We start from the raw sequence: 19801 nt of genomic DNA on the forward strand, positions 1-19801 counted from the left end.
CAAAAAATCCCGGGGGAGTCCGCAGGACGGGGGCAGAGCCCCCCAACACTATCAATAAAACGGCGTCGCGCAGCGGCATTGGGATCACCCAACGTCTAGTAAAAACTCTGCGGATCAATATCGACGGCTAGGCGCAGATCGCCCTTGAGGCGCAATTGCGCGATCCACTGGGCAATCGCGCCTTGCAGCGCCACGCCTTTTCCCGCCTTGACCAGCATTCGCACTCTGTGCCGCCCGCGAATGCGCGCAATGGGGGCAGGGGCAGGGCCAAAGACCTGCGCGCCAATGCGGGTCAGCGGTGCCGGATTGCGCGCCAGTGCGTTGGCTGCATCAAAGACTTGCGCCACGTCCGGCCCACTCAGGATGATGCCGGCCATGCGCCCGTAAGGTGGCACGCCCGCCGCTTCGCGCTCGGCAGCTTCGGCGCGCCAGAACCCTTCCTCGTCCCCTGCCAGAATGGCGCGTATCACCGGATGCTCGGGCTGGAATGTCTGCAACATCGCCGTGCCCGGCTTCTCCGCCCGCCCGGCGCGCCCCGCGACCTGCCGCATCAGCTGAAAGGTCCGCTCAGCCGCGCGCAAATCCGACCCCTGAAGCCCCAGATCGGCGTCGATCACACCGACCAAAGTCAGGTTGGGAAAGTTGTGCCCCTTGGCCACAAGCTGCGTGCCGATCACCACATCCGCCCCGCCGGCAGCGATGCTTTCGATCTCGGCCTTGAGGGCACGGGCTGAACCATACATATCCGAACTCAGCACAGCGACCCGTGCGTCGGGAAACAGCCGCACCGCCTCTTCGCCCAGCCGCTCGACACCGGGGCCGACCGGGGCCATGCGGTCTTCGGCCTCGCAAGACGGGCAGGTGGTGGGCATGGGCTTGGTCTCGCCGCATTGATGGCACATCAGTCGTTTCAGAAACCGATGTTCGACCATCCGCGCATCGCATTGATCGCACCCCACCTGATGCCCGCACGCGCGACACAAGGTGATGGGGGCATAGCCGCGTCGGTTCAAAAACAGCATCGCCTGCTCGCCTGCCGCGAGACGCTTGTCCACTTCGCCCTTCAGCGTATCGGACACCCAGCGGTCCGAGGGCAGAGGTTCGGCGCGCATATCAATGGTCTTCATCGTCGGCATCACGGCGGGGCCAAAGCGGGCCTCAAGATCAAGGCGTGTGTATTTGCCGCTTTCCGCATTGGCCCAGCTTTCCAGCGAAGGCGTGGCCGAAGACAGCACCACCTGCGCACCCAAAAGCGAGGCGCGCAGCACCGCCATATCCCGCGCATTATACAGCACCCCGTCTTCCTGCTTGTAAGAGGTGTCATGTTCCTCATCCACCACGATCAGCCCGAGATTCTGGTATGGCAGAAACAGGGCCGAACGCGCCCCGATCACCAGCTGTGCCTGCCCCTGACCGACCATGCGCCAGATGCGGCGGCGTTCGGTCATGGTGGCGCCGGAATGCCATTCAGCCGGGCGCGCGCCAAAGCGGACCTCGACCCGTTTCAGGAATTCCGCCGTCAGGGCGATTTCGGGCAGCAGCACCAGCGCCTGACGACCCGCGCGCAGGCAGGCGGCCACGGCTTCGAGATAGACTTCGGTCTTGCCCGACCCGGTCACACCGCGCAGCAGGGTTGTGCCATAACTGCCAGCCGCGACGGCCTCAGCCACATGGCGCGCTGCGTGGGCCTGATCTTCGGTCAACTCTTTGCCCGGCAAGGCCGGATCCAGCGGGGGAAAGGGCAGATCGCGGGGGCTGTCCTCTTCGGCGACGGCGCCTTGCTTGACAAGGCCCTTGATGACCGAAGAGGTCACGCCAGACAGCTCCGCCAACTCCTTGAGGGTAAAGGACAGATCGCCATATTCGGCGAGGAATTCCAGCACCCGGCGGCGGGCATCGGTCATCCGGTCCGGCGCGTCCGGGCCGCGCCGGTAAACCTTGTGCATCGAGGGTGGATCACCCAGACCCGGCGCGCGCGTGGCAAGGCGCAGCATCGCGGGCATCGGGGTCAGGGTGTAGCGGGCTGCCTTTTTCAGAAAGTCGCGCATCTCGGTGCGCATCGGGGCGACGTCCAGCACGCGCAGCACGCTGCGTATCTTGGTATAGTCGTAATCGCCTTTGCCCGGCCCCCAGACCACGCCCAGCACCTTGCGCGGACCCAACGGCACCTCGACAAACGCGCCCAGATGACAGCCACCCTCGGGCGCCTTGTAATCCAGTGCCCGGTCCAGCGGCTGCGTGGTCAGCACAGCCACCAACGCGCCTTCATCGAAAAAGGACGGCGTCACGTTAGCGCCAACATATGAGGGGTTTCAGCATCACCCGCCATGAGGTAAAGGCATCACCAGCAAACGCCAAGCCATCAAGAGGGGCCATAGATGAAATTCTTTGTAGATACCGCCGAGATTGACGCCATTGCAGAGCTGAACGACCTCGGAATGGTGGACGGGGTGACAACCAACCCGTCGCTGATCCTGAAGTCGGGCCGCGACATTCTCGAAGTCACCAAGGAGATCTGCGATCTGGTCGACGGACCGGTCAGTGCCGAAGTGGTCGCACTGGAAGCGGACGCGATGATCGCCGAAGGGCGCAAGCTGGCCGAAATCGCCGAGAACATCACCGTCAAGCTGCCGCTGACATGGGATGGGCTCAAGGCATGCAAAGTGCTGTCGGGCGACGGGCACATGGTCAACGTCACTTTGTGTTTCTCGGCCAATCAGGCACTGCTGGCCGCCAAGGCCGGGGCCACGTTCATTTCGCCCTTTATCGGGCGGCTCGATGACATCCACATCGATGGGCTGGAACTGATTGAGGATATCCGCACGATCTATGACAATTACGGGTTCGAGACTGAAATTCTTGCCGCCTCGATCCGCTCGGTCAACCACGTTCAGGATTGTGCCAAGATCGGCGCCGACGTTATCACGGCTCCTCCAGAGGTCATCAAGAAACTGGCAAGCCACCCGCTGACCAATGCAGGTCTCGATCAGTTCATGAAAGACTGGGCGAAGACGGGCCAGAAAATCCTGTAACCAAAGGGAATTTCCGACCCGCCCCCGACACGCGACCTGCATTCCGTGCCAAGGAAGAGACCCTCTTGGCCCGGCTCCGTGAGTGGAAGCTGGCACTGCGTATGTCGTGGTGCAGATATCTCCCGGTCTGCGGGAAAAATCATGGGGAGAACGGCGCAACCGTTCCCCGTTGCTGACGTCAAAGCGCAACAACCCGCTCAAAGCGCAAAATTTTTCGCAAGTGAGGGCAGATTTCAGGCTTGCGCTGTGCTACACGTCGCCAAAATAAAAACGAGTACGGTATGAGCAGCCAACCCGATATTGATGACGCCTTGCGTGAGGCGATCATGTCCCATCCGGATGTCATTCTGGATGACAATGATCTGATGCACGCGCTGATTGCAGCCAATGAACGCGCGATGGGCGGCAACATCGTTGACCTGCGCGGTCTGGCGATGGAACGCCTTGAGGCACGCCTTGACCGGCTTGAGGATACACACCGTTCGGTGATCGCGGCGGCTTACGAAAACCTGGCCGGGACCAATCAGGTGCACCGCGCCATCCTGCGCATGCTCGACCCTTTGGAATTTGAAACGTTCCTGCGCGATCTGGGTGGCGAAGTCGCCGAAATCCTGCGGGTGGATGCAGTCAAACTGGTGCTGGAATCCGTGCAGAACGACAATGACCCGGCGATCAAGCGCATGGGCGACGTCCTCAGCGTGGCCGAACCCGGTTTTATCGACAGCTACCTCACCCAAGGACGTGGCGGGGCCGTGCGTCAGGTCACATTGCGTCAGGTGCAAGAGGCCGATGCGGCGATCTACGGGAACACGGGCGACTGGATCCGATCCGAGGCTTGCCTGAAACTCGACTTCGGCAACGCCCGCCTGCCCGGCCTGCTGGTTCTGGGTGCCGAAGACCCGCACATGTTTGGCCCGCAACAGGGCACAGACCTTTTGGCCTTTTTCACCGGGGTCTTTGAACGCGCGATGCGGCGCTGGCTGGGATGAGCCTGATCTCCCCCGCGGCTCGCGACGCGCTGGAACATTTTCTGGCGCATCAGCAAAGCATCAAGGGGGCAGCGCAGAACACCGTGGTCGCCTATGGCCGCGACATCACTGAATTTCTGGCCTTCATGACCGAACATTCCGGCCAGACACAAGGCCTTGGCGCATTGGCGCGCATCAGCACGCAGGATATGCGCGCCTGGATGGCCCGCACGCGCAGCGGCGGGGTGGGCGCACGTTCGCTTGCGCGCAAGCTGTCGGCCGTCAAGGCGTTCTACAAATGGCTGAGCCACCGCGAAGGGTTTGAGCCCACAGCCGTTTTGTCCACCCGCGCCCCCAAATTCACCAAGAAACTGCCTCGCCCCGTGTCCGAAGATGCGGCACGCGATCTGCTTGATATTGCGGCCCTGCAATCGGACAAGCCGTGGGTTGGGCTGCGCGACACTGCGGTGCTGACACTGCTTTGGGGCTGTGGGCTGCGGATTTCCGAAGCGCTCAGCCTCACCGGGCGGGCCGCACCGCTACCCGAGGTGATGCGGATCACCGGCAAGGGCAACAAGGAACGGATTGTGCCGGTGATCGACGCGGCGCGCAGTGCGGTCGATTCCTATATCAACGCCTGTCCCTATGATTTGAGCGGCGAGGGACCCCTGTTTCGCGCCATCCGGGGCGGCGCGCTGGCGCCGCGCGCCATTCAGAAGGTGATGGCTCAGGCCCGCATGCAACTGGGCCTGCCGGCATCGGCCACCCCCCACGCGATGCGCCACAGCTTTGCCACGCATCTGTTGAATGCAGGGGGCGATCTGCGCGCCATTCAGGAATTGCTGGGCCATGCGTCGTTGTCCACTACGCAGGCCTACACAGCGGTCGACACCATCCGGTTGATGGACGTCTATGCCCGCGCGCACCCAAAGGCCTGAACGCTCACGAAATTGTGCATCAAGGTGATGCGGCATTGGTGACGTTTTGTGCCAGAAATAGACGACGGCATACAGCCGCATACAAAAAGACATTCGCCACCGAGAGGGAACACCACATGATCCGTAAACTTGCCATTGCCGCAGTGCTCAGCGTTGCCGCAGGCACGGCCGCCCATGCCGAAGACTGCACAGCCATCACCGTCGAAGACGCCTTTGATCTGGACGAGGCGCAAATCAACGCACTCTATGACTGCCTGCAGGAAAAGATGGCCACGGGCTATGCCAAGGAAGGCGACGAGATCGGCTCGAACTACCGCTCGTGGGCTGCGACCGCGACCCGCCCTGCTGTGGCAGGCCCGCATGGCAACCGCCTGCTGAACACATTCGCCAATGATGTAGCCGCCGAACAGTACCTGAAATTCGAGGAAGAAGGCTTTGAAATGCCGATCGGATCGGTGCTGGCCAAGGAATCGATCACGGTGTCGATCAAGAAGAAAGCCGCACGCCCCGGCCCCCTGTTCATCATGACCAAGGTTGGTCTGGACGAAGCCCCGGATGCCGGTGGATGGCTGTATTCCGGGTTGCAGCCCAACGGCAAGGTGATGAAGGTCAAGCAAAGCTTTTGCCATGATTGCCATGTCGGCTGGGAAGCACAAGACAGCCTTGGCTATCCCGTCGAAGAAGTCCGCGTCTCGCAGTAAGTCAGTCGCAAACAGTCACCCGATATCAGACCGCGCCAGCATTCCCGGCGCGGTCTTTTTGCATTTGCAACCCAGCGCGCGATGGACCATGACACGCATATGACAGTTCAGCTTCGCGCGCTCTGCGTCCATCTTTTGACCGCCACAGGCGCCGTTTTTGCCATGCTGGCCATGCTGGCGGCCGTCGATGCCAAATGGGATCTGATGTTTCTGTGGCTGGTCGTCGCCTTTTTCGTGGACGGGATCGACGGCCCGCTGGCGCGCAAATACGATGTCAAAACAAACGCGCCCGAATTTGATGGCGTGCTGCTTGATCTGATCATCGACTACCTGACATATGTGTTCATTCCCGCCTTTGCCCTGTTCAAATCGGGGCTGATGGACGGCTGGACCGGCTGGGTGGCGATCATCCTGATCACCTTTGCCTCGGCCCTCTATTTTGCCGATACACGGATGAAAACAAAGGACAATTCCTTTTCCGGCTTTCCGGGCTGCTGGAACATGGTGGTTTTGGTGATCTTTGCGCTTGAGCCGAATTTCTGGGTGTCGCTGGCGCTGGTCAGCACGTTGGCCGTGGGCATGTTCCTGCCCCTCAAATTCGTGCATCCGGTCCGAACCGAGCGGTGGCGGATGCTGACCTTACCGATGGCACTGGCCTGGACCTTTTTTGCGGGCTGGGCCGCATGGGTCGGGTTTCATCCCGAAAGCTGGGCACATTGGGGGCTGGTGGTCACCTCGCTTTATCTGGTCTTTGCCGGGATGGCGCAGCAGTTGATCCCGCAGCGTTAGGGCGCTGCTTTCCAACCCGCTCAGATCAGAAAACCGCCCGCCTTTTCGTGGCGCAACAGGGCCACTTTGGTTTCAACCCCTCCTGCGCCGGAAAAGCCGGTCAGGCCCTTGGCGCCCATGACCCGGTGGCAGGGAATGATGATCGGGATCGGGTTGCCGCCGCAGGCCTGCCCGACGACTTGCGCAGGGATGCCGAGCTGTTTGGCGATATCGCCATATGTGCAGGTCTCGCCAAACGGGATCGCGCTCATCGCGGTACAGACATCACGTTGCACCTGCGATCCGTTGACCTGCAATGGCAGTTCGAACGCCTCACGTGTGCCTGCATCATACTCGGCCAGTTGCGTTGCCGCTGCATCCAGAACCTCGGACGCGTCTGACCTGCCCGACGACCCCCATGTCAGGTGTACAATCGCGCCGTCTTCCTCGCCCAGCGTCATGGCGCCGAATTGGGTTTTGATGTCTCTCATTCGCATGGGCGCGACCTTGACCGAGACAGGCACGGACCTGCAACCCGAAAGCTGCGGTATCGATCTGTGCACGCAGGTCGCGCGCGATGTGCGTTTTGGTCACTCGCCAGCACTGGTCAAAGGGCGTAAAGCAGGATCATGACCCGCTACGTTTCCCTTTCCGATGCGGCCAGCTTGCCCAAATGGCGCCGTCCCAAGGCGCTGTTGTACCTGATGGCCTTTGCCATGCCCATAGCGTTTTCGGTGTGGCTGGCGCTGCTCAATAATTTCGTGGTCGAGGCCGCGGATTTCGACGGTGGTGACATCGGCCTGTTGCACACGATCCGCGAGATTCCGGGCTTTCTGGCGGTCGGGGTTATCGTGGTGATCATGTTCATGCGCGAACAGGTTCTGGGCTTGCTGTCGCTGATCATGCTGGGGCTCGCCACGGCGCTCACGGCCCAGTTCCCGGAGCTGACCGGTATCCTGATCCTGACATTCATCAGCTCGGTCGGCTTTCACTATTACGAAACGGTCAACCAGTCGCTGCAACTGCAGTGGCTGACCCGCGACGAAGCTCCGCAAATGCTGGGCTGGTTGCTGGCCGCCGGATCGGCCGCCACTTTCCTGGTCTATTTCGTGATCATGGTCCTGTGGGAGCCGCTCGGCCTCACTTACAACATCGTTTATATGATAGGCGGGGGCATTACGGCGGTCATCGCGATCTTTGCCATGCTCGCCTATCCGCAGTTCGAGGCGCCCCATCCCCAGCTCAAGACATTTGTGCTGCGCCGTCGCTACTGGCTCTATTATGCGCTGCAATTCATGTCGGGTGCGCGACGCCAGATCTTCATGGTCTTTGCAGGCTTCATGATGGTCGAAAAGTTTGGATTTGAAGTGCATGAGTTGACCGCGCTTTATCTTATCAACCTCGTGGTCAACATCATCGTGGCCCCGCTGCTGGGCCGGATCGTCGCCCGGTTCGGAGAGCAAAGGGCCCTCGTTTTTGAATATACCGGCCTTGTTCTGGTTTTTCTGGCCTATGGTGGTGTCTATTTTCTTGGCTGGGGCCTGCTGGTGGCCTCGGCGCTTTATGTGATCGACCATATCTTTTTCGGGCTGGCTCTCGCGCTCAAGACCTACTTCCAAAAGATCGCCGATCCGGGAGACATTGCCCCTACGGCCGCCGTTGCCTTCACCATCAACCATATCGCCGCCGTGGCTTTGCCGCTGCCCTTGGGTCTGTTGTGGCTGGTCTCTCCCGGTGCTGTGTTTTTTCTGGCCGCAGGTATGGCCGCCACGTCCCTTTGCCTTGCCCTGCTGATCCCGCGCCACCCTGTGCCGGGTTACGAAACACGCCTCGCCCCCCTTTTGCCGTCGCCTGCGGAATAGGATGTCGCAAGGGCGCTTTCTGACCGGGTCCACCATGGGGCACGTGGTTCGGATGACAGCAACAGGGGCCTTTGGCATCACATTCGTCTTTCTGGTTGATGCGGCCAACCTGCTCTGGATTTCGCAACTCGGCCAGCCGCAATTGGTGGCGGCTATCGGCTTTGCCTATGCGATCCAGTTCTTTTCCGTCTCGTCCGGTGTGGGGATGATGATCGCAGCCACTGCGCTTGTGTCGCGCCGGATCGGCGAGGGGGACAGAGTTGCCGCCCGCCGTCAGGCCGGGGCCGCCATCGCGATGTCCTGTGCCGTTCAAGGGGCGATTGCGCTGCTTATTGTTCTGATACGCCACGAGCTTGTCGCGTTGGCCGGGGCCACGGGCGAAACGGCGCGTTTGGCGGCGCGTTACCTGCTGTTCACCGTGCCATCTCTGGTTCCCATGGCCGTGGCCCTGACCGCCTCGGGAACGCTCAGGGCCGAAGGCTACGGGGCCAAGGCGATGTATATCACGCTGGGCTCCGGGGCGCTGCTGATGGTGCTCGACCCGATCTTTATCATCTGGTGGGGCTGGGGACTCGATGGTGCGGCCCTTGGTCTGGTGCTGTTCCGCTTTTGCCTGATGGGCCTTGCTCTGTTCTTTGCCGCTTATCAGCACAACCTGATTGCGCGCCCGGACTGGACCGGGGTCCGCGACACGTGGCGCCCCTATATGGGCGTCGCATTGCCTGCCATCGCCTCCCAACTCGCGACCCCTGCGGGCAACTATTTCCTGACTATCGTCATGGCCCCGTTTGGCGATGACGCAGTCGCCGCGTGGGCCGTTGTGGGGCGCCTGACCGTGCTGGCCTTTGGCGGCATCTTTGCGCTGTCGGGCGCGATTGGCGGCATCTTTGGTCAGAACCTCGGAGCCGGGCAATATGACCGTTTGCGCAGTACGTACCGCGATGCGCTGATCTTTTGCGGGGTCTACACGCTGGTCACGTGGGGGGTGCTTTTGGCTGTGACCCCACTGGTGATCGACGCCTTTGGCTTGAACGGGCAGGGGGCGGACGTGTTGCGCGCCTTCACACTGGTGGGGGCAGGGGCGTTCATCTTTACCGGTGGTTTGTATGTGTCCAGCGCGGCCTTCAACAACCTGGGCAAACCGGGCCGCTCGACCCTTGTCGGCTGGATCAAGGACGGTGTGCTCAGCTGGCCACTGGCCGCGCTGCTGGCCAGCCTGTTCGGGGCCACCGGCGTCATCTACGGGCAGGCGGCGGCCGGCGCGCTGATGGGGGGGCTTGCCGCGCTCTGGGGCTGGCGTTATGTCGCTCAACTTGGGCCCGAGGCGCATATTGCACACCCCGTGGCCCGCCCATGGCCCAACCTCGACAGATACCGGAGACGCTGATGCCCACATGGACCGCCCTCACAACCCTGATCGGGAAAGCGCCCGCAGAAAGGCTGGGCACCGCGCTCGAAGAGCTGGACGAGGCCCCCACGGGCGTCGGTGTGTTCGAGGTCGAGGACGGCTCGGGCCTGTGGGAGGTGGGTGCTTATTTCACCGACCCACCGGATGAGACCGCGCTGATGCTGCTTGCCTCGGCTTTTGGCGCCAAACCGTTCAACATCTCGGAACTGCCGGAAACTGATTGGGTCGCCCATGTGCGGCGCGAATTGGCGCCTGTCGAGGCGGGACGGTTCTTTGTCTATGGCAGCCATGATGTGGACAAGGTGCCGACGGGCAAACACGCGCTGCTGATCGAGGCGGCGATGGCCTTTGGCACCGGGCATCACGGCACCACCCTTGGCTGTTTGCGCGCGCTGGACCGGCTGGCGGATGCGGGGTTTGTGGGCCAAAGCGTGGTCGATATTGGCTGCGGTACTGCGGTGCTGGCAATGGGGGCGGCGGCCATCTGGCCGGACCCGGTCATGGCCAGCGATATAGACGCACAGGCGGTCGAGGTGGCCGAGGCCAATCTGGCCGCAAATGGCATGAGAGACCGCGTGCGTGTGGTCGAGGCGGCCGGGTTCGATCACCCGGACCTGTCAGGCCCTTACGATCTGATTTTTGCCAATATTCTCAAGGGGCCGCTGATCGCCCTCGCCCCCGACCTGAGCGCGCGACTCGGAGACGGAGGATATGCGATTCTGTCCGGCATTTTGAACGAACAGGCCGACGCTGTGCTGGAAATTTATGTGGGGTGCGGAAACAATCTTGTGCACCGCGAACAGATTGGTGACTGGACGACGCTGACACTGCAGAAAAGCCATAATTAACCCCAGTTTTTTGACGCATTTTCCGCATTTGCCCAGATTTTGCCACAATTCAATCGCATCTTGATCTGGTCAAACGGTGGGGGCTGTTTACGGAGTGATCGAGGCTGTCATGCGAGACTCGCAAGCTGATTTCAACAAACGCATTTCGACCCTGGGCCGCAAGCATGCGGCCATGTCCCATGGGTTCACCACAGCTGTGCGTTCTGACGGGCTGATTGTTATCAAACCCAACCGCGCGCTGCGCCGCGGTTTTCCGATCAAGGGTCTGCTCGCCCTTGTCTTCGGCTTCTTTGTGTTCAAGGCCATCATGCTCGCCTCGCTGAGCGAGATTACCTACAACGAACGGGTGGCCAAACTGAACCAGGGCAGTGCGCTGGAACAGGGCGGGGCATGGTTGATGCAAATCGAACCCGTGACAGCATTCCTGTCAGGCTTCCTTGAGCCGCTGATCGACTGAATTTTTCGTTAACGAGTAAAAAACGACCCTCCAAATGAAAAAGCCGCGAGCCCTGATCGGGTCTCGCGGCTTTGCGCTGTTTTGTAACCGTTGGGTCGGTCGCTATATCAGCGGCCGATGGCCACGGAGTCGATATCGCCACGTACGAGGCCGATATCTTCCAGTTCGCGGTCCGTCAGTGAATTCAGCGCTTTGCGTGTTACGCGTGCGTCGTTCCAAGCGATCACGTTGGCGATCAAGTTGGACATGAAACCTTTGACGTGGCCTGCAACCGGAGCAGCGCCATATGCGGGGCGGGTGGTGTCGAAAGCAGCCATTGTGCAGTCCTTATCTCGATATATCAGCGCCGAACCATTCGGCGTTGTGATGAGGATTTAGGCAGTATGTGAACGTGGGACAAGCGCGCAAAAGTCATGCCCGCCATGCATTTCGTGCATATCAGGTTTCACGGTTAACGTTTTGTACAATAAGGAAAATTTAACGCTGCCATACTGTCGATTTCCGACCTCTGAATGGCGTTTTTGCCCCACTTGGGGCGAAAGTAACGCGTCCGTGACGCCTCAATCTTGCAACGGGGCCTTGGCGGTTAACACTTGGCGGATGTTCGCCTTTCGTGCTAGTGCGTTGAAAAAGCCACAAGGCAGGCAGGGGCAGGCAGAAAATCATGCGCATTTTAGGGATTGATCCGGGTCTGCGACACATGGGCTGGGGCATAATCGATGCCGATGGGCCCAGATTGCGCCATGTGGCCAATGGAATCTGCGACTCAACCGGTGAAGACCTGTCGCTGCGTCTGCTCAGCCTGTTTGATCAACTCACCGCAATCATCGCCGCACATGCCCCCGAAGCGGCGGCGGTCGAGCAGACATTCGTGAACAAGGACGGCGCTGGCACGCTTAAGCTGGGGCAGGCGCGTGGCATTGCGATGCTTGCCCCGGCCCGTGCGGGCCTCAGCGTTGGCGAATACGCCCCCAATTCGGTCAAAAAGACGGTTGTGGGTGTCGGCCACGCGGACAAACGCCAGGTCGCTCATATGGTGCGCGTGCAACTGCCGGGGGTTGAGATTGCGGGCCCAGACGCGGCGGATGCGCTGGCCATCGCCATCTGTCACGCCCATCACGGCGCCCATTTCGGCACAACCGGGCTGGCCGCCGCTGTCGCGCGGGCCCGCGCATGATCGGCAAATTGACAGGCCGCATCGATTATCGCGCGAGCGACCATATCCTGTTGGACGTGGGCGGTGTGGGGTACCTCGTCTATTGTTCGGACCGCACGATGGCGACACTGCCCGGTGCCGGGCAGATCTGTGCGCTCTTCACCGATCTGGTGGTGCGCGAGGATCTGATGCAACTGTTTGGCTTTCCGACGCTGGCCGAAAAAGAGTGGCACCGTTTGCTGATGTCCGTGCAGGGGGTGGGGGCAAAAGCCGCGCTCGCGATCCTTGGGACGTTGGGCCCAGACGGTGTGGGCCGCGCCATTGCGCTTGGCGATTGGAACGCGGTCAAGGCCGCCAAGGGCATTGGCCCCAAGATCGCGCAGCGCGTCGTACTGGACCTCAAGGACAAGGCACCGGGTGTCATGGCCATGGGCGGCACTGTGGCCCAAGCCAGCGGCGACGCGCCTGCCGCCATGCCGGATGATGCAGTGATCGAGCCGGTTGTGGTCTTAGCCCCCCCATCCTCAGCGCAGGCCGATGCCCTCTCCGCCCTTGGCAATCTTGGCTATGGCCCCTCGGATGCCGCGGCCGCCGTCGCGCAGGCCGCCGGTGAGGCGCTGGATGCCGACACGCCCGCCCTGATCCGCGCCGCCCTGAAACTGCTGGCACCGAAAGGGTAGGGGATGACCGAAGGCTCTGATCCCACCTTGCGCGCGGCCCCTTTGCCCGAGGATGACGCAACCGCCTTTGATCGCGCCCTGCGCCCGCAGATGCTGGACGATTTTGTCGGACAGGCCGAGGCCCGCGCCAACCTGCGCGTCTTCATACAGTCGGCAAAGCAACGCGGCGAGGCGATGGACCACACGCTGTTTCATGGCCCCCCCGGACTGGGCAAGACGACGCTGGCGCAGATCATGGCGCGCGAGTTGGGCGTGAACTTCCGCATGACCTCCGGCCCGGTGCTGGCGCGCGCGGGCGATCTGGCCGCTATCCTCACCAATCTTGAGGCGCGCGATGTGCTGTTCATCGACGAAATTCACCGCCTCAACCCGGCGGTAGAAGAGGTGCTTTACCCTGCGCTTGAAGATTTCGAACTGGACCTCGTCATCGGCGAGGGGCCCGCCGCACGCACCGTGCGCATCGAATTGCAGCCCTTTACCCTTGTCGGGGCCACCACGCGCATGGGCCTTCTGACCACCCCGCTGCGCGACCGGTTCGGCATCCCGACCCGCCTGCAATTTTATACCGAGGACGAGCTGTTCACGATTGTCGAGCGCAATGCCCGCAGGCTGGGTGCCCCCGCAGAGGAGGGCGGTGCGCGCGAAATCGCGCGTCGTGCGCGCGGTACGCCACGGATTGCCGGGCGCTTGTTGCGCCGGGTTGTGGACTTTGCCGTGGTGGACGGCGACGGGCGGGTGACACAGGAACTGGCTGATGCTGCCCTGACCCGCCTGGGTGTCGACCATCTGGGTCTTGATGGGGCCGACCGGCGGTATCTCACGCTGATGGCCGAACACTACAGCGGCGGCCCCGTTGGCATCGAAACCCTGAGTGCTGCCCTGAGCGAAAGCCGCGACGCATTGGAAGAAGTGATCGAACCCTACCTTTTGCAGCAGGGTCTGATCCAGCGCACCCCGCGCGGGCGCATGCTGGCGGCGCGGGCGTGGCGGCATCTGGGCCTTGATGCGCCCAAGACGGACCGCGACCTGTTTGACTGAGAGACACGCGCTATGACCCCAGAAGAGATCGAGGCATTGTTCACGCGGGAAAGCGGAGTTTATGCCTTTGCCCGCTGGGACAGGCCGCTCGCGCCCGTGGTTTTTGGGGTCGAGGACGAGACGCTGGGCGTCATCAAGGGTGCGATCGAGGCTGTGTGCCAGTTGGCAGGCACATCCGTTGCCGAAACCGACCCGGAACTGGGCGCGAATTTCATCTGGTTCTTCCTTACCGAATGGTCCGAACTGCTGGACGTGCCCAATATGGACCGCCTCGTGCCGGACCTTGCCCCGCTGGTTGACCGCCTGAAGCAGGCCCAGGCCAATCAGTACCGCACGTTCCGCTTTGATGAGGCGGGCGCGATCAAGGCCTGTTTCGTGTTCCTGCGGATGGACGAAAACCTGCGCGAGGTGCCCGCCGAAACCCTCGCCCTGTCGCAAGTGGTGCAATCGATGCTGCTCTGGTCTGACCTCGCCTTTCGCGACCGCTCCGCCCTGGCTGTGGCGGGCGAGACGACGGTTTTGCGGCCCGATATTGCCGCTCTGATCCGCGCCGCTTACGATCATGTGATGCCCGTTGCGGCCAATGACCCCAGCCACGCCTTGCGGCTGAGCGCACGGATTGGCACTGTGCAATAGGTCTAAATCTCTAACCCAAAGGGAATTCCGGCATGACGTTCAAATGGCTCAGCATCTGCGCCGCGCTGCTTTGCGCCACAGCGGCACTTGCCCACAAAGGGGTCACGAACCCAGCGGTCATGGCCCGTATGAACGGGATGAGCGCGATTGCCGACGGGGTCAAAGTGCTGGGCACCATGGCCAAGGGGCAGATCGCCTTTGATCAGGCATCCGCGCGTGAGGCCGCAAGCGCCATTGCGCGCCATTCGGCCGAGTCCGTGGCCTTGTTCACGCCAGAGGAATCCGATCCGAAATCCGAGGCTTTGCCCGCGATCTGGCAGAATTTTGACGATTTCACCGCCAAGGCGCGCGCGCTTGAGGTGCTTGCCAGTGACCTTGCGACGTCGATCACGTCGCTTGAGGACGTGCAGGCGGGCATGGGCCCGCTGGGCGCGAGCTGCAAATCCTGTCACTCCGCCTATCGCGAATAGCCGCGCGATCAGGCGAGCATCGGCAGGTCTGTCGCTTCCGGCGTGGCCCCGGCGGCGGTGAGCATGCAATGCACTTGCCCGCGATGATGCGTCTGGTGATTGAACAGGTGCATGATGCAAAGCTGGCGCGGTTTGACGACACGCTCTGTCCCACCTGCCGGGTACCACGTAACTTCGCCCGTGACATCGACCGCCTTCAACCCTGCCGCCCAAGCGGCAATCTCGCCATCCCGCTGCCTGCGCAGGGTGGTGAAGCCATCCCAGTCTGCGGGTGCATCAAGGGTCGGGTTCACCGTCTCTTCGGCGCGCGCGTTGCCCGCGAACCGCTCCAACCACAGGGCGTCATCCCACAACAGGTGATTGAGCGTGGCGGCAATCGAGCCAAAGAACGCACCCCGGTCCTGCCAGCGGGCCTCGTGATCAAGGGTGCTTGCGGCGGTCACAAGCGAGGTGTTCTGCCAAGAATTGTATCGGCTCATCAGGCGGCAATAGTCGGGGGTGATCATCGGGTTGGTCCAATCCGTCGCTGCGTTTGCCCCATGGGGTGGGATCGAGCGCGCAGATGTCAACGCGCATCCTTGCTGCGCACACATCCTTGCTGTTTAACCTGCAAAACAGACCTAGAGGCACGCCCATGACACCGCACCGCTTTCCCGTGACCGTCTATTACGAAGACACCGACATGGCGGGCGTCGTCTATTACGCCAACTACCTGCGCTATATCGAACGGGCCCGGTCCGAGATCGTCGAACAGCTGGGCCTGGATCAAAACGCGATGCGCGCAGATGGGATTGTCTTTGTCGTCACCCGGGTCGAGGCGGACTATGTCAGTGTGGCGCGCATGGGCGACCGGCTTGAAGTGGTGACCACCCATCAAGCTGCCGGTCCCGTGCGCTGGACCTTTGATCAGGAGGTGCAGCGGGACGGCAACGTGATCTTTCGCGCGCATGTCGTGGCCGTGACCATGACAACGGGCGGAAAACCCGTCCGACTTCCTGCGAAAATCCGCGCAATGATCGCAAAATAAGGCCGTTTTGACGCCGAAGTGATAGCTTTCCACGTTCGGCTGGCTTATGTTACTCGCCAATAGGGTCCGACAAATGCGGCCCAAGGAAAAAGAGCAGGTAGATGGAAGCAGAAACCCTGGCCCTCGCGCAGGAGATTGATTTCTCACTGTGGGGCTTATTCGCACGTGCCACTCTCGTCGTGAAACTGGTGATGATCATGCTGATCGTCGCGTCATTCTGGGCATGGGGCATCATTATTCAGAAATTGATCCTCTATCGGCGCGCCCGGGCCGAGGCAGCGCGATTTGACCGTGCCTTTTGGTCCGGAGAGCCGCTGGATGGTTTGTATGAACAAATCGGGCCGGACCCGGATGGCGCGGCAGAAAAGGTGTTTGCCAGCGGCATGACCGAGTGGCAGCGCTCGCACCGCGATGATGGTGGGCTGATCGCCGGGGCCACGGCGCGCATCGACCGGTCCATGGATGTGGCCATCGCCAAGGAATCCGAAAGCCTGCAAGCGGGGCTGACGGTGCTGGCCACGGTCGGGTCGTCCGCACCCTTCATTGGCCTGTTCGGAACGGTGGTGGGCATCATGAACGCCTTTATCGAGATCGCAGAGCAGCAAAATACCAACCTGGCCGTCGTCGCCCCCGGCATTGCCGAGGCGCTCCTGGCCACTGGCCTCGGCCTTCTGGCAGCCATCCCGGCGGTGATTTTCTATAACAAGCTGAGCGCGGACAGCGACCGGATCGTGTCTGGCTACGAGGCCTTTGCCGACGAATTCGCAACCATCCTCAGCCGCCAGTTGGACGGCTAGGCCATGGGCGCGGGGACCATTCAAAAGGACGGCGGGTCAGGGCGGCGCAGGCGCGGCGGGCGCACACGGCCGATGTCTGAAATCAACGTCACACCCTTTGTCGACGTTATGCTGGTGCTGTTGATCATCTTTATGGTGGCGGCCCCCTTGCTGACCGTGGGTGTGCCGGTCGAACTGCCCAAGACCGCTGCCGGGGCCTTGCCCGCCGATCAGGAGGAACCCCTGACTGTCACCGTGACCGCCAGCGGCTCGGTCCAGATCCAGACAACGGAGGTCGAGCGCACAGCCCTCGTCCAGCGTCTGCGCGCCATCGCCGCCGAACGCACCAGTGACCGTGTGTTCCTGCGCGCGGATGGTGCCGTGCCTTATGCGCAGGTGATGGAGGTCATGGGTGCCCTTAATGCGGGCGGGTTTTCCAACATCGGCCTTGTGACGGATATCGGTGGCCCCGCCCTGGACGGCGAAGGCCAATAGGCGATGAACACCGGGCAGGTCATATCGGGGATCGGTCACATCGGCCTGATCGGCTGGGTGCTGTTTGGCGGCACGTTCCAGTCCGAACCCTTGCCCTTTGAAGTGACCGAAGTATCGGTGATCTCGACCGACGCCTTCGAGGCGTTGCTGTCCGCAGGCCCGGCCCCCGACAGCGCAACCGAGGTCGCACTGCCCGAACAGCCCGATGTGGCACCCGACCCGGTTGAGACGCCAACCCCGGATGAGACGGTCGTGACCGAACCGCCCGAACCGACGGTGCAGCCAGAACCCGAAACGGCGCCCGAACCCCCGGCCCCTCAGCCCGAGCCTGAGATTGCCGACGTCTCGCCCGAGCAACCCCAGCCGCAGGAACAGGCCGTACTGGTCCCCGAAATCGCGCCGCGCCCGATCCCGCGCCCTTCTATACGTGTGGCCCCCGAGGCTGTCGCGCCTCCCCCAGAGGAGGCCGCACCGGATGAGGTCGAACAGGAAGCCGTGACCGAGGACGAGGGCGCAGACACCCCGGCCGAAGAGCAAGAGGCGACCGCCCCGGAAGAGGCGGCGACCGAGATTGTGACCGAAGCCGAAGAGCCGTCAAATGCGCCCACAACCTCGCCGCGCCCCCCATCGGTGCGCCCGAGCGCGCCGGTGCGCACTGCCGAACCTGCAACACCTACGCCGGAAACGCCCGCGCAGGAAGGTACCACACAAGACGCGCCCGCGCCCACGGACACAGCCGTGAACGATGCCCTGCGCGAAGCCCTTGACGGTGGCGAAGAAGACATCCCGCAAGGCCCACCGCTCACCGCAGGCGAAAAGGACGCGCTGCGCGTCGCGGTTTCAAGCTGTTGGAATGTCGGCTCGCTCTCGACCGAGGCGCTTGGCACCACAGTTGTGGTGGTGGTCGACATGACCCCTGATGGCAAACCGGTGAACAGCTCGATCCGCCTTGCCTCCAGCTCGGGCGGGTCAGAGAGTGCCGCAAATCAGGCCTTTGGTGCCGCGCGGCGCGCGATTATCCGCTGCGCGGGCGACGGATATGGATTGCCGGCCGATAAATACGGACAATGGAAAGAAATCGAGATGACGTTCAATCCCGAAAGGATGCGTATCAAATGATCTATCGTATATTGTGCACGCTCGTCGCCCTTGGCGGACTCGCATTGGCCCCCGGTTTTGCGGCGGCCCAAAGTGGCCCGCTCAGGATCGAAATCACCGAAGGTGTCATCGAACCCCTGCCTGTCGCGGTGCCCGACCTCGTGGCCGAAACCGCAGGCAGCGCCGAGATGGGAGCGCAATTGGCCCGCGTCATCGCCGCCGACCTCACAGGCACCGGCCTGTTTCGCGAACTGCCCAGTAGCGCGTTTATCTCGCAGGTCAGCGACTTTGGTGCACCGGTGCAATATGCCGATTGGAAGGCGATCAATGCCCAGGCCCTCGTCACCGGGGCCGTCAGCGTGAACGGCAACCAGATCAACGTGAAATTCCGCCTTTATGACGTGTTCTCCGGGGCTGAACTGGGCGATGGTCTGCAATTTGCAGGCACCGTCGATGGCTGGCGGCGCATCGCACACAAGGTGGCCGACGTCGTCTATTCCCGTATCACTGGCGAAGGCGGCTATTTCGACAGCCGGGTCGTCTATGTCAGCGAAACCGGCCCCAAGGACAACCGACGCAAGCGCCTTGCGGTGATGGATTATGACGGAGCCAATGTGCAGTACCTGACGGGCAGCGAAGACATCGTGCTTGCCCCACGCTTTTCCAAGACTGGGGATCGGGTTCTTTATACCAGTTACGAGACCGGTTTCCCACGCATTTTTGTGCTGGACGTGGGATCGGTTCAGCGCCGGGTGCTCGAAAGCCAGGTCGGCACGATGAGCTTTGCACCCCGCTTTGCTCCTGACGGGCAGACGGTGGTCTATTCGATCAGCCAGGGCAGCAATACCGACATCTATTCGATGAACATCAATTCGGGCGTCACAAACCGGCTGACCAACACGCCAGCCATCGAAACCGCCCCCAGCTTCAGCCCTGATGGGGCGCGGATCGTGTTTGAAAGCGACCGCTCGGGCACGCAGCAGCTTTATGTGATGAACGCAGGCGGGGGCGAGGCGACGCGGATCTCCTTTGGAGAGGGGCGCTATGGCACGCCCGTGTGGTCGCCGCGTGGCGATCTGATCGCCTTTACCAAGCAATCCAAGGGCCGGTTCCACATTGGTGTCATGCGCACCGATGGCAGTGAGGAACGCCTGCTGACCGCGTCCTTTCTTGACGAGGGGCCGACATGGTCCCCAAACGGGCGCGTGATCATGTTTGCGCGCGAAACCCAAGGGGCCGACGGGCGCTCGACGCTTTATTCGGTGGACATCACCGGGCGCAACCTGCGGCCCGTGCGCACGCCCGAAGGTGGCTCTGACCCGTCATGGGGGCCGCTGCAACCATAAGTCGCAGGTCCATCCCTGCATTTTCATGCCGCGCAGTTCGTGGTAAGACTGAACATAACGACCAAGAAATTTGGCGATGTAACCCAAGAGAGGCCCG

24 protein-coding genes are annotated in these 19801 nt (G+C 62.0%); 20 read left to right on the forward strand and 4 right to left on the reverse strand.

What is annotated here, in order from left to right; all coding sequences use genetic code 11:
• Window positions 1-95: 95 nt before the first annotated feature.
• Window positions 96-2288 carry a primosomal protein N' gene (locus Q1A89_RS04530; protein WP_299724347.1) on the reverse strand — a complete coding sequence of 731 codons (2193 nt, stop codon included), beginning with the start codon at window positions 2286-2288 and terminating at the stop codon, window positions 96-98.
• Window positions 2289-2378: 90 nt separating this feature from the next.
• Between Q1A89_RS04530 and fsa the strand changes: the two genes are divergently transcribed.
• From fsa to Q1A89_RS04555, 5 genes are all read left to right on the forward strand, one after another.
• Entirely contained in the window at window positions 2379-3032 is a 654-nt protein-coding gene (gene fsa / locus Q1A89_RS04535; RefSeq protein WP_299724349.1) for a fructose-6-phosphate aldolase, read from the forward strand.
• 281 nt (window positions 3033-3313) lie between these two features.
• Window positions 3314-4021: a DUF484 family protein gene (locus tag Q1A89_RS04540; RefSeq protein ID WP_299724351.1), complete on the forward strand. Its 708-nt coding sequence runs from the start codon at window positions 3314-3316 to the stop codon at window positions 4019-4021.
• Window positions 4018-4938 carry a tyrosine recombinase XerC gene (locus Q1A89_RS04545; protein WP_299724353.1) on the forward strand — a complete coding sequence of 307 codons (921 nt, stop codon included), beginning with the start codon at window positions 4018-4020 and terminating at the stop codon, window positions 4936-4938. Before Q1A89_RS04540 ends, Q1A89_RS04545 begins: the two co-directional genes overlap by 4 nt.
• 116 nt (window positions 4939-5054) lie before the next feature.
• Complete coding sequence (locus Q1A89_RS04550) at window positions 5055-5639, forward strand: cytochrome P460 family protein (RefSeq protein WP_299724355.1); 585 nt, start codon at window positions 5055-5057, stop codon at window positions 5637-5639.
• Window positions 5640-5738: 99 nt separating this feature from the next.
• On the forward strand, window positions 5739-6428 hold the full coding sequence (locus tag Q1A89_RS04555; protein ID WP_299724357.1) for a CDP-alcohol phosphatidyltransferase family protein: 690 nt from the start codon (window positions 5739-5741) through the stop codon (window positions 6426-6428).
• 20 nt (window positions 6429-6448) lie between these two features.
• Here Q1A89_RS04555 and Q1A89_RS04560 read toward each other — a convergent pair whose 3' ends face one another.
• Window positions 6449-6904 carry a methylated-DNA--[protein]-cysteine S-methyltransferase gene (locus tag Q1A89_RS04560; protein ID WP_299724359.1) on the reverse strand — a complete coding sequence of 152 codons (456 nt, stop codon included), beginning with the start codon at window positions 6902-6904 and terminating at the stop codon, window positions 6449-6451.
• Between Q1A89_RS04560 and Q1A89_RS04565 the strand changes: the two genes are divergently transcribed.
• The 5 genes from Q1A89_RS04565 to Q1A89_RS04585 all read left to right on the forward strand — a co-directional run bounded on the left by Q1A89_RS04565 (window position 6903) and on the right by Q1A89_RS04585 (window position 10982).
• Window positions 6903-7040, forward strand: a complete 138-nt coding sequence (locus Q1A89_RS04565; protein ID WP_299724361.1) for a hypothetical protein — start codon at window positions 6903-6905, stop codon at window positions 7038-7040. The two genes, Q1A89_RS04560 and Q1A89_RS04565, sit on opposite strands and share 2 nt — an antisense overlap.
• Entirely contained in the window at window positions 7037-8269 is a 1233-nt protein-coding gene (locus Q1A89_RS04570; protein ID WP_299724363.1) for an MFS transporter, read from the forward strand. The genes Q1A89_RS04565 and Q1A89_RS04570 overlap by 4 nt, the downstream gene beginning before the upstream one ends.
• A 1-nt stretch (window position 8270) precedes the next feature.
• A complete protein-coding gene (locus Q1A89_RS04575; RefSeq protein ID WP_299724365.1) occupies window positions 8271-9656 on the forward strand; it encodes an MATE family efflux transporter in 1386 nt (461 codons plus the stop codon).
• The gene (locus Q1A89_RS04580; RefSeq protein WP_299724367.1) at window positions 9656-10525 is read left to right on the forward strand and encodes a 50S ribosomal protein L11 methyltransferase; all 870 of its coding nucleotides are present in this window, start codon (window positions 9656-9658) and stop codon (window positions 10523-10525) included. The genes Q1A89_RS04575 and Q1A89_RS04580 overlap by 1 nt, the downstream gene beginning before the upstream one ends.
• A gap of 109 nt (window positions 10526-10634) precedes the next feature.
• Window positions 10635-10982 carry a hypothetical protein gene (locus Q1A89_RS04585; RefSeq protein ID WP_299724369.1) on the forward strand — a complete coding sequence of 116 codons (348 nt, stop codon included), beginning with the start codon at window positions 10635-10637 and terminating at the stop codon, window positions 10980-10982.
• A gap of 107 nt (window positions 10983-11089) precedes the next feature.
• On the opposite strand, the gene Q1A89_RS04590 is transcribed toward Q1A89_RS04585, so the two are convergent.
• Window positions 11090-11299, reverse strand: a complete 210-nt coding sequence (locus Q1A89_RS04590) for a DUF1127 domain-containing protein (RefSeq protein ID WP_299724371.1) — start codon at window positions 11297-11299, stop codon at window positions 11090-11092.
• Window positions 11300-11646: 347 nt separating this feature from the next.
• Here Q1A89_RS04590 and ruvC point away from each other — a divergent pair, with 347 nt between their 5' ends.
• From ruvC to Q1A89_RS04615, 5 genes are read left to right on the forward strand one after another with little or no spacing between them, the layout of a single operon-like run.
• Window positions 11647-12159 carry a crossover junction endodeoxyribonuclease RuvC gene (gene ruvC, locus Q1A89_RS04595; protein WP_299724373.1) on the forward strand — a complete coding sequence of 171 codons (513 nt, stop codon included), beginning with the start codon at window positions 11647-11649 and terminating at the stop codon, window positions 12157-12159.
• On the forward strand, window positions 12156-12818 hold the full coding sequence (gene ruvA, locus Q1A89_RS04600; RefSeq protein ID WP_299724375.1) for a Holliday junction branch migration protein RuvA: 663 nt from the start codon (window positions 12156-12158) through the stop codon (window positions 12816-12818). Before ruvC ends, ruvA begins: the two co-directional genes overlap by 4 nt.
• A 3-nt stretch (window positions 12819-12821) precedes the next feature.
• On the forward strand, window positions 12822-13856 hold the full coding sequence (ruvB, locus tag Q1A89_RS04605; protein WP_299724377.1) for a Holliday junction branch migration DNA helicase RuvB: 1035 nt from the start codon (window positions 12822-12824) through the stop codon (window positions 13854-13856).
• A 12-nt stretch (window positions 13857-13868) separates the two neighbouring features.
• Window positions 13869-14492, forward strand: a complete 624-nt coding sequence (locus Q1A89_RS04610; RefSeq protein WP_299724379.1) for a hypothetical protein — start codon at window positions 13869-13871, stop codon at window positions 14490-14492.
• A gap of 32 nt (window positions 14493-14524) precedes the next feature.
• On the forward strand, window positions 14525-14962 hold the full coding sequence (locus Q1A89_RS04615) for a cytochrome c (protein ID WP_299724381.1): 438 nt from the start codon (window positions 14525-14527) through the stop codon (window positions 14960-14962).
• An 8-nt stretch (window positions 14963-14970) separates the two neighbouring features.
• Here the strand turns inward: Q1A89_RS04615 and Q1A89_RS04620 are convergent, their stop codons facing one another.
• On the reverse strand, window positions 14971-15531 hold the full coding sequence (locus Q1A89_RS04620) for a DinB family protein (protein WP_299724383.1): 561 nt from the start codon (window positions 15529-15531) through the stop codon (window positions 14971-14973).
• Window positions 15532-15596: 65 nt separating this feature from the next.
• Here Q1A89_RS04620 and Q1A89_RS04625 point away from each other — a divergent pair, with 65 nt between their 5' ends.
• From Q1A89_RS04625 to tolB, 5 genes are all read left to right on the forward strand, one after another.
• The gene (locus Q1A89_RS04625) at window positions 15597-15989 is read left to right on the forward strand and encodes a YbgC/FadM family acyl-CoA thioesterase (protein WP_299724385.1); all 393 of its coding nucleotides are present in this window, start codon (window positions 15597-15599) and stop codon (window positions 15987-15989) included.
• 101 nt (window positions 15990-16090) lie between these two features.
• The gene (tolQ, locus tag Q1A89_RS04630) at window positions 16091-16786 is read left to right on the forward strand and encodes a protein TolQ (protein WP_299724387.1); all 696 of its coding nucleotides are present in this window, start codon (window positions 16091-16093) and stop codon (window positions 16784-16786) included.
• Window positions 16787-16789: 3 nt separating this feature from the next.
• Window positions 16790-17260, forward strand: coding sequence for a protein TolR (gene tolR, locus Q1A89_RS04635; protein ID WP_299724389.1), 471 nt, complete (start codon window positions 16790-16792; stop codon window positions 17258-17260).
• 3 nt (window positions 17261-17263) lie between these two features.
• Window positions 17264-18379, forward strand: a complete 1116-nt coding sequence (locus Q1A89_RS04640) for an energy transducer TonB (RefSeq protein ID WP_299724391.1) — start codon at window positions 17264-17266, stop codon at window positions 18377-18379.
• Complete coding sequence (tolB, locus tag Q1A89_RS04645; protein WP_299724394.1) at window positions 18376-19704, forward strand: Tol-Pal system beta propeller repeat protein TolB; 1329 nt, start codon at window positions 18376-18378, stop codon at window positions 19702-19704. The genes Q1A89_RS04640 and tolB overlap by 4 nt, the downstream gene beginning before the upstream one ends.
• Window positions 19705-19801 lie beyond the last annotated feature (97 nt).

This window comes from uncultured Tateyamaria sp., assembly GCF_947503045.1.
Classification (GTDB): Bacteria; Pseudomonadota; Alphaproteobacteria; order Rhodobacterales; family Rhodobacteraceae; genus Tateyamaria.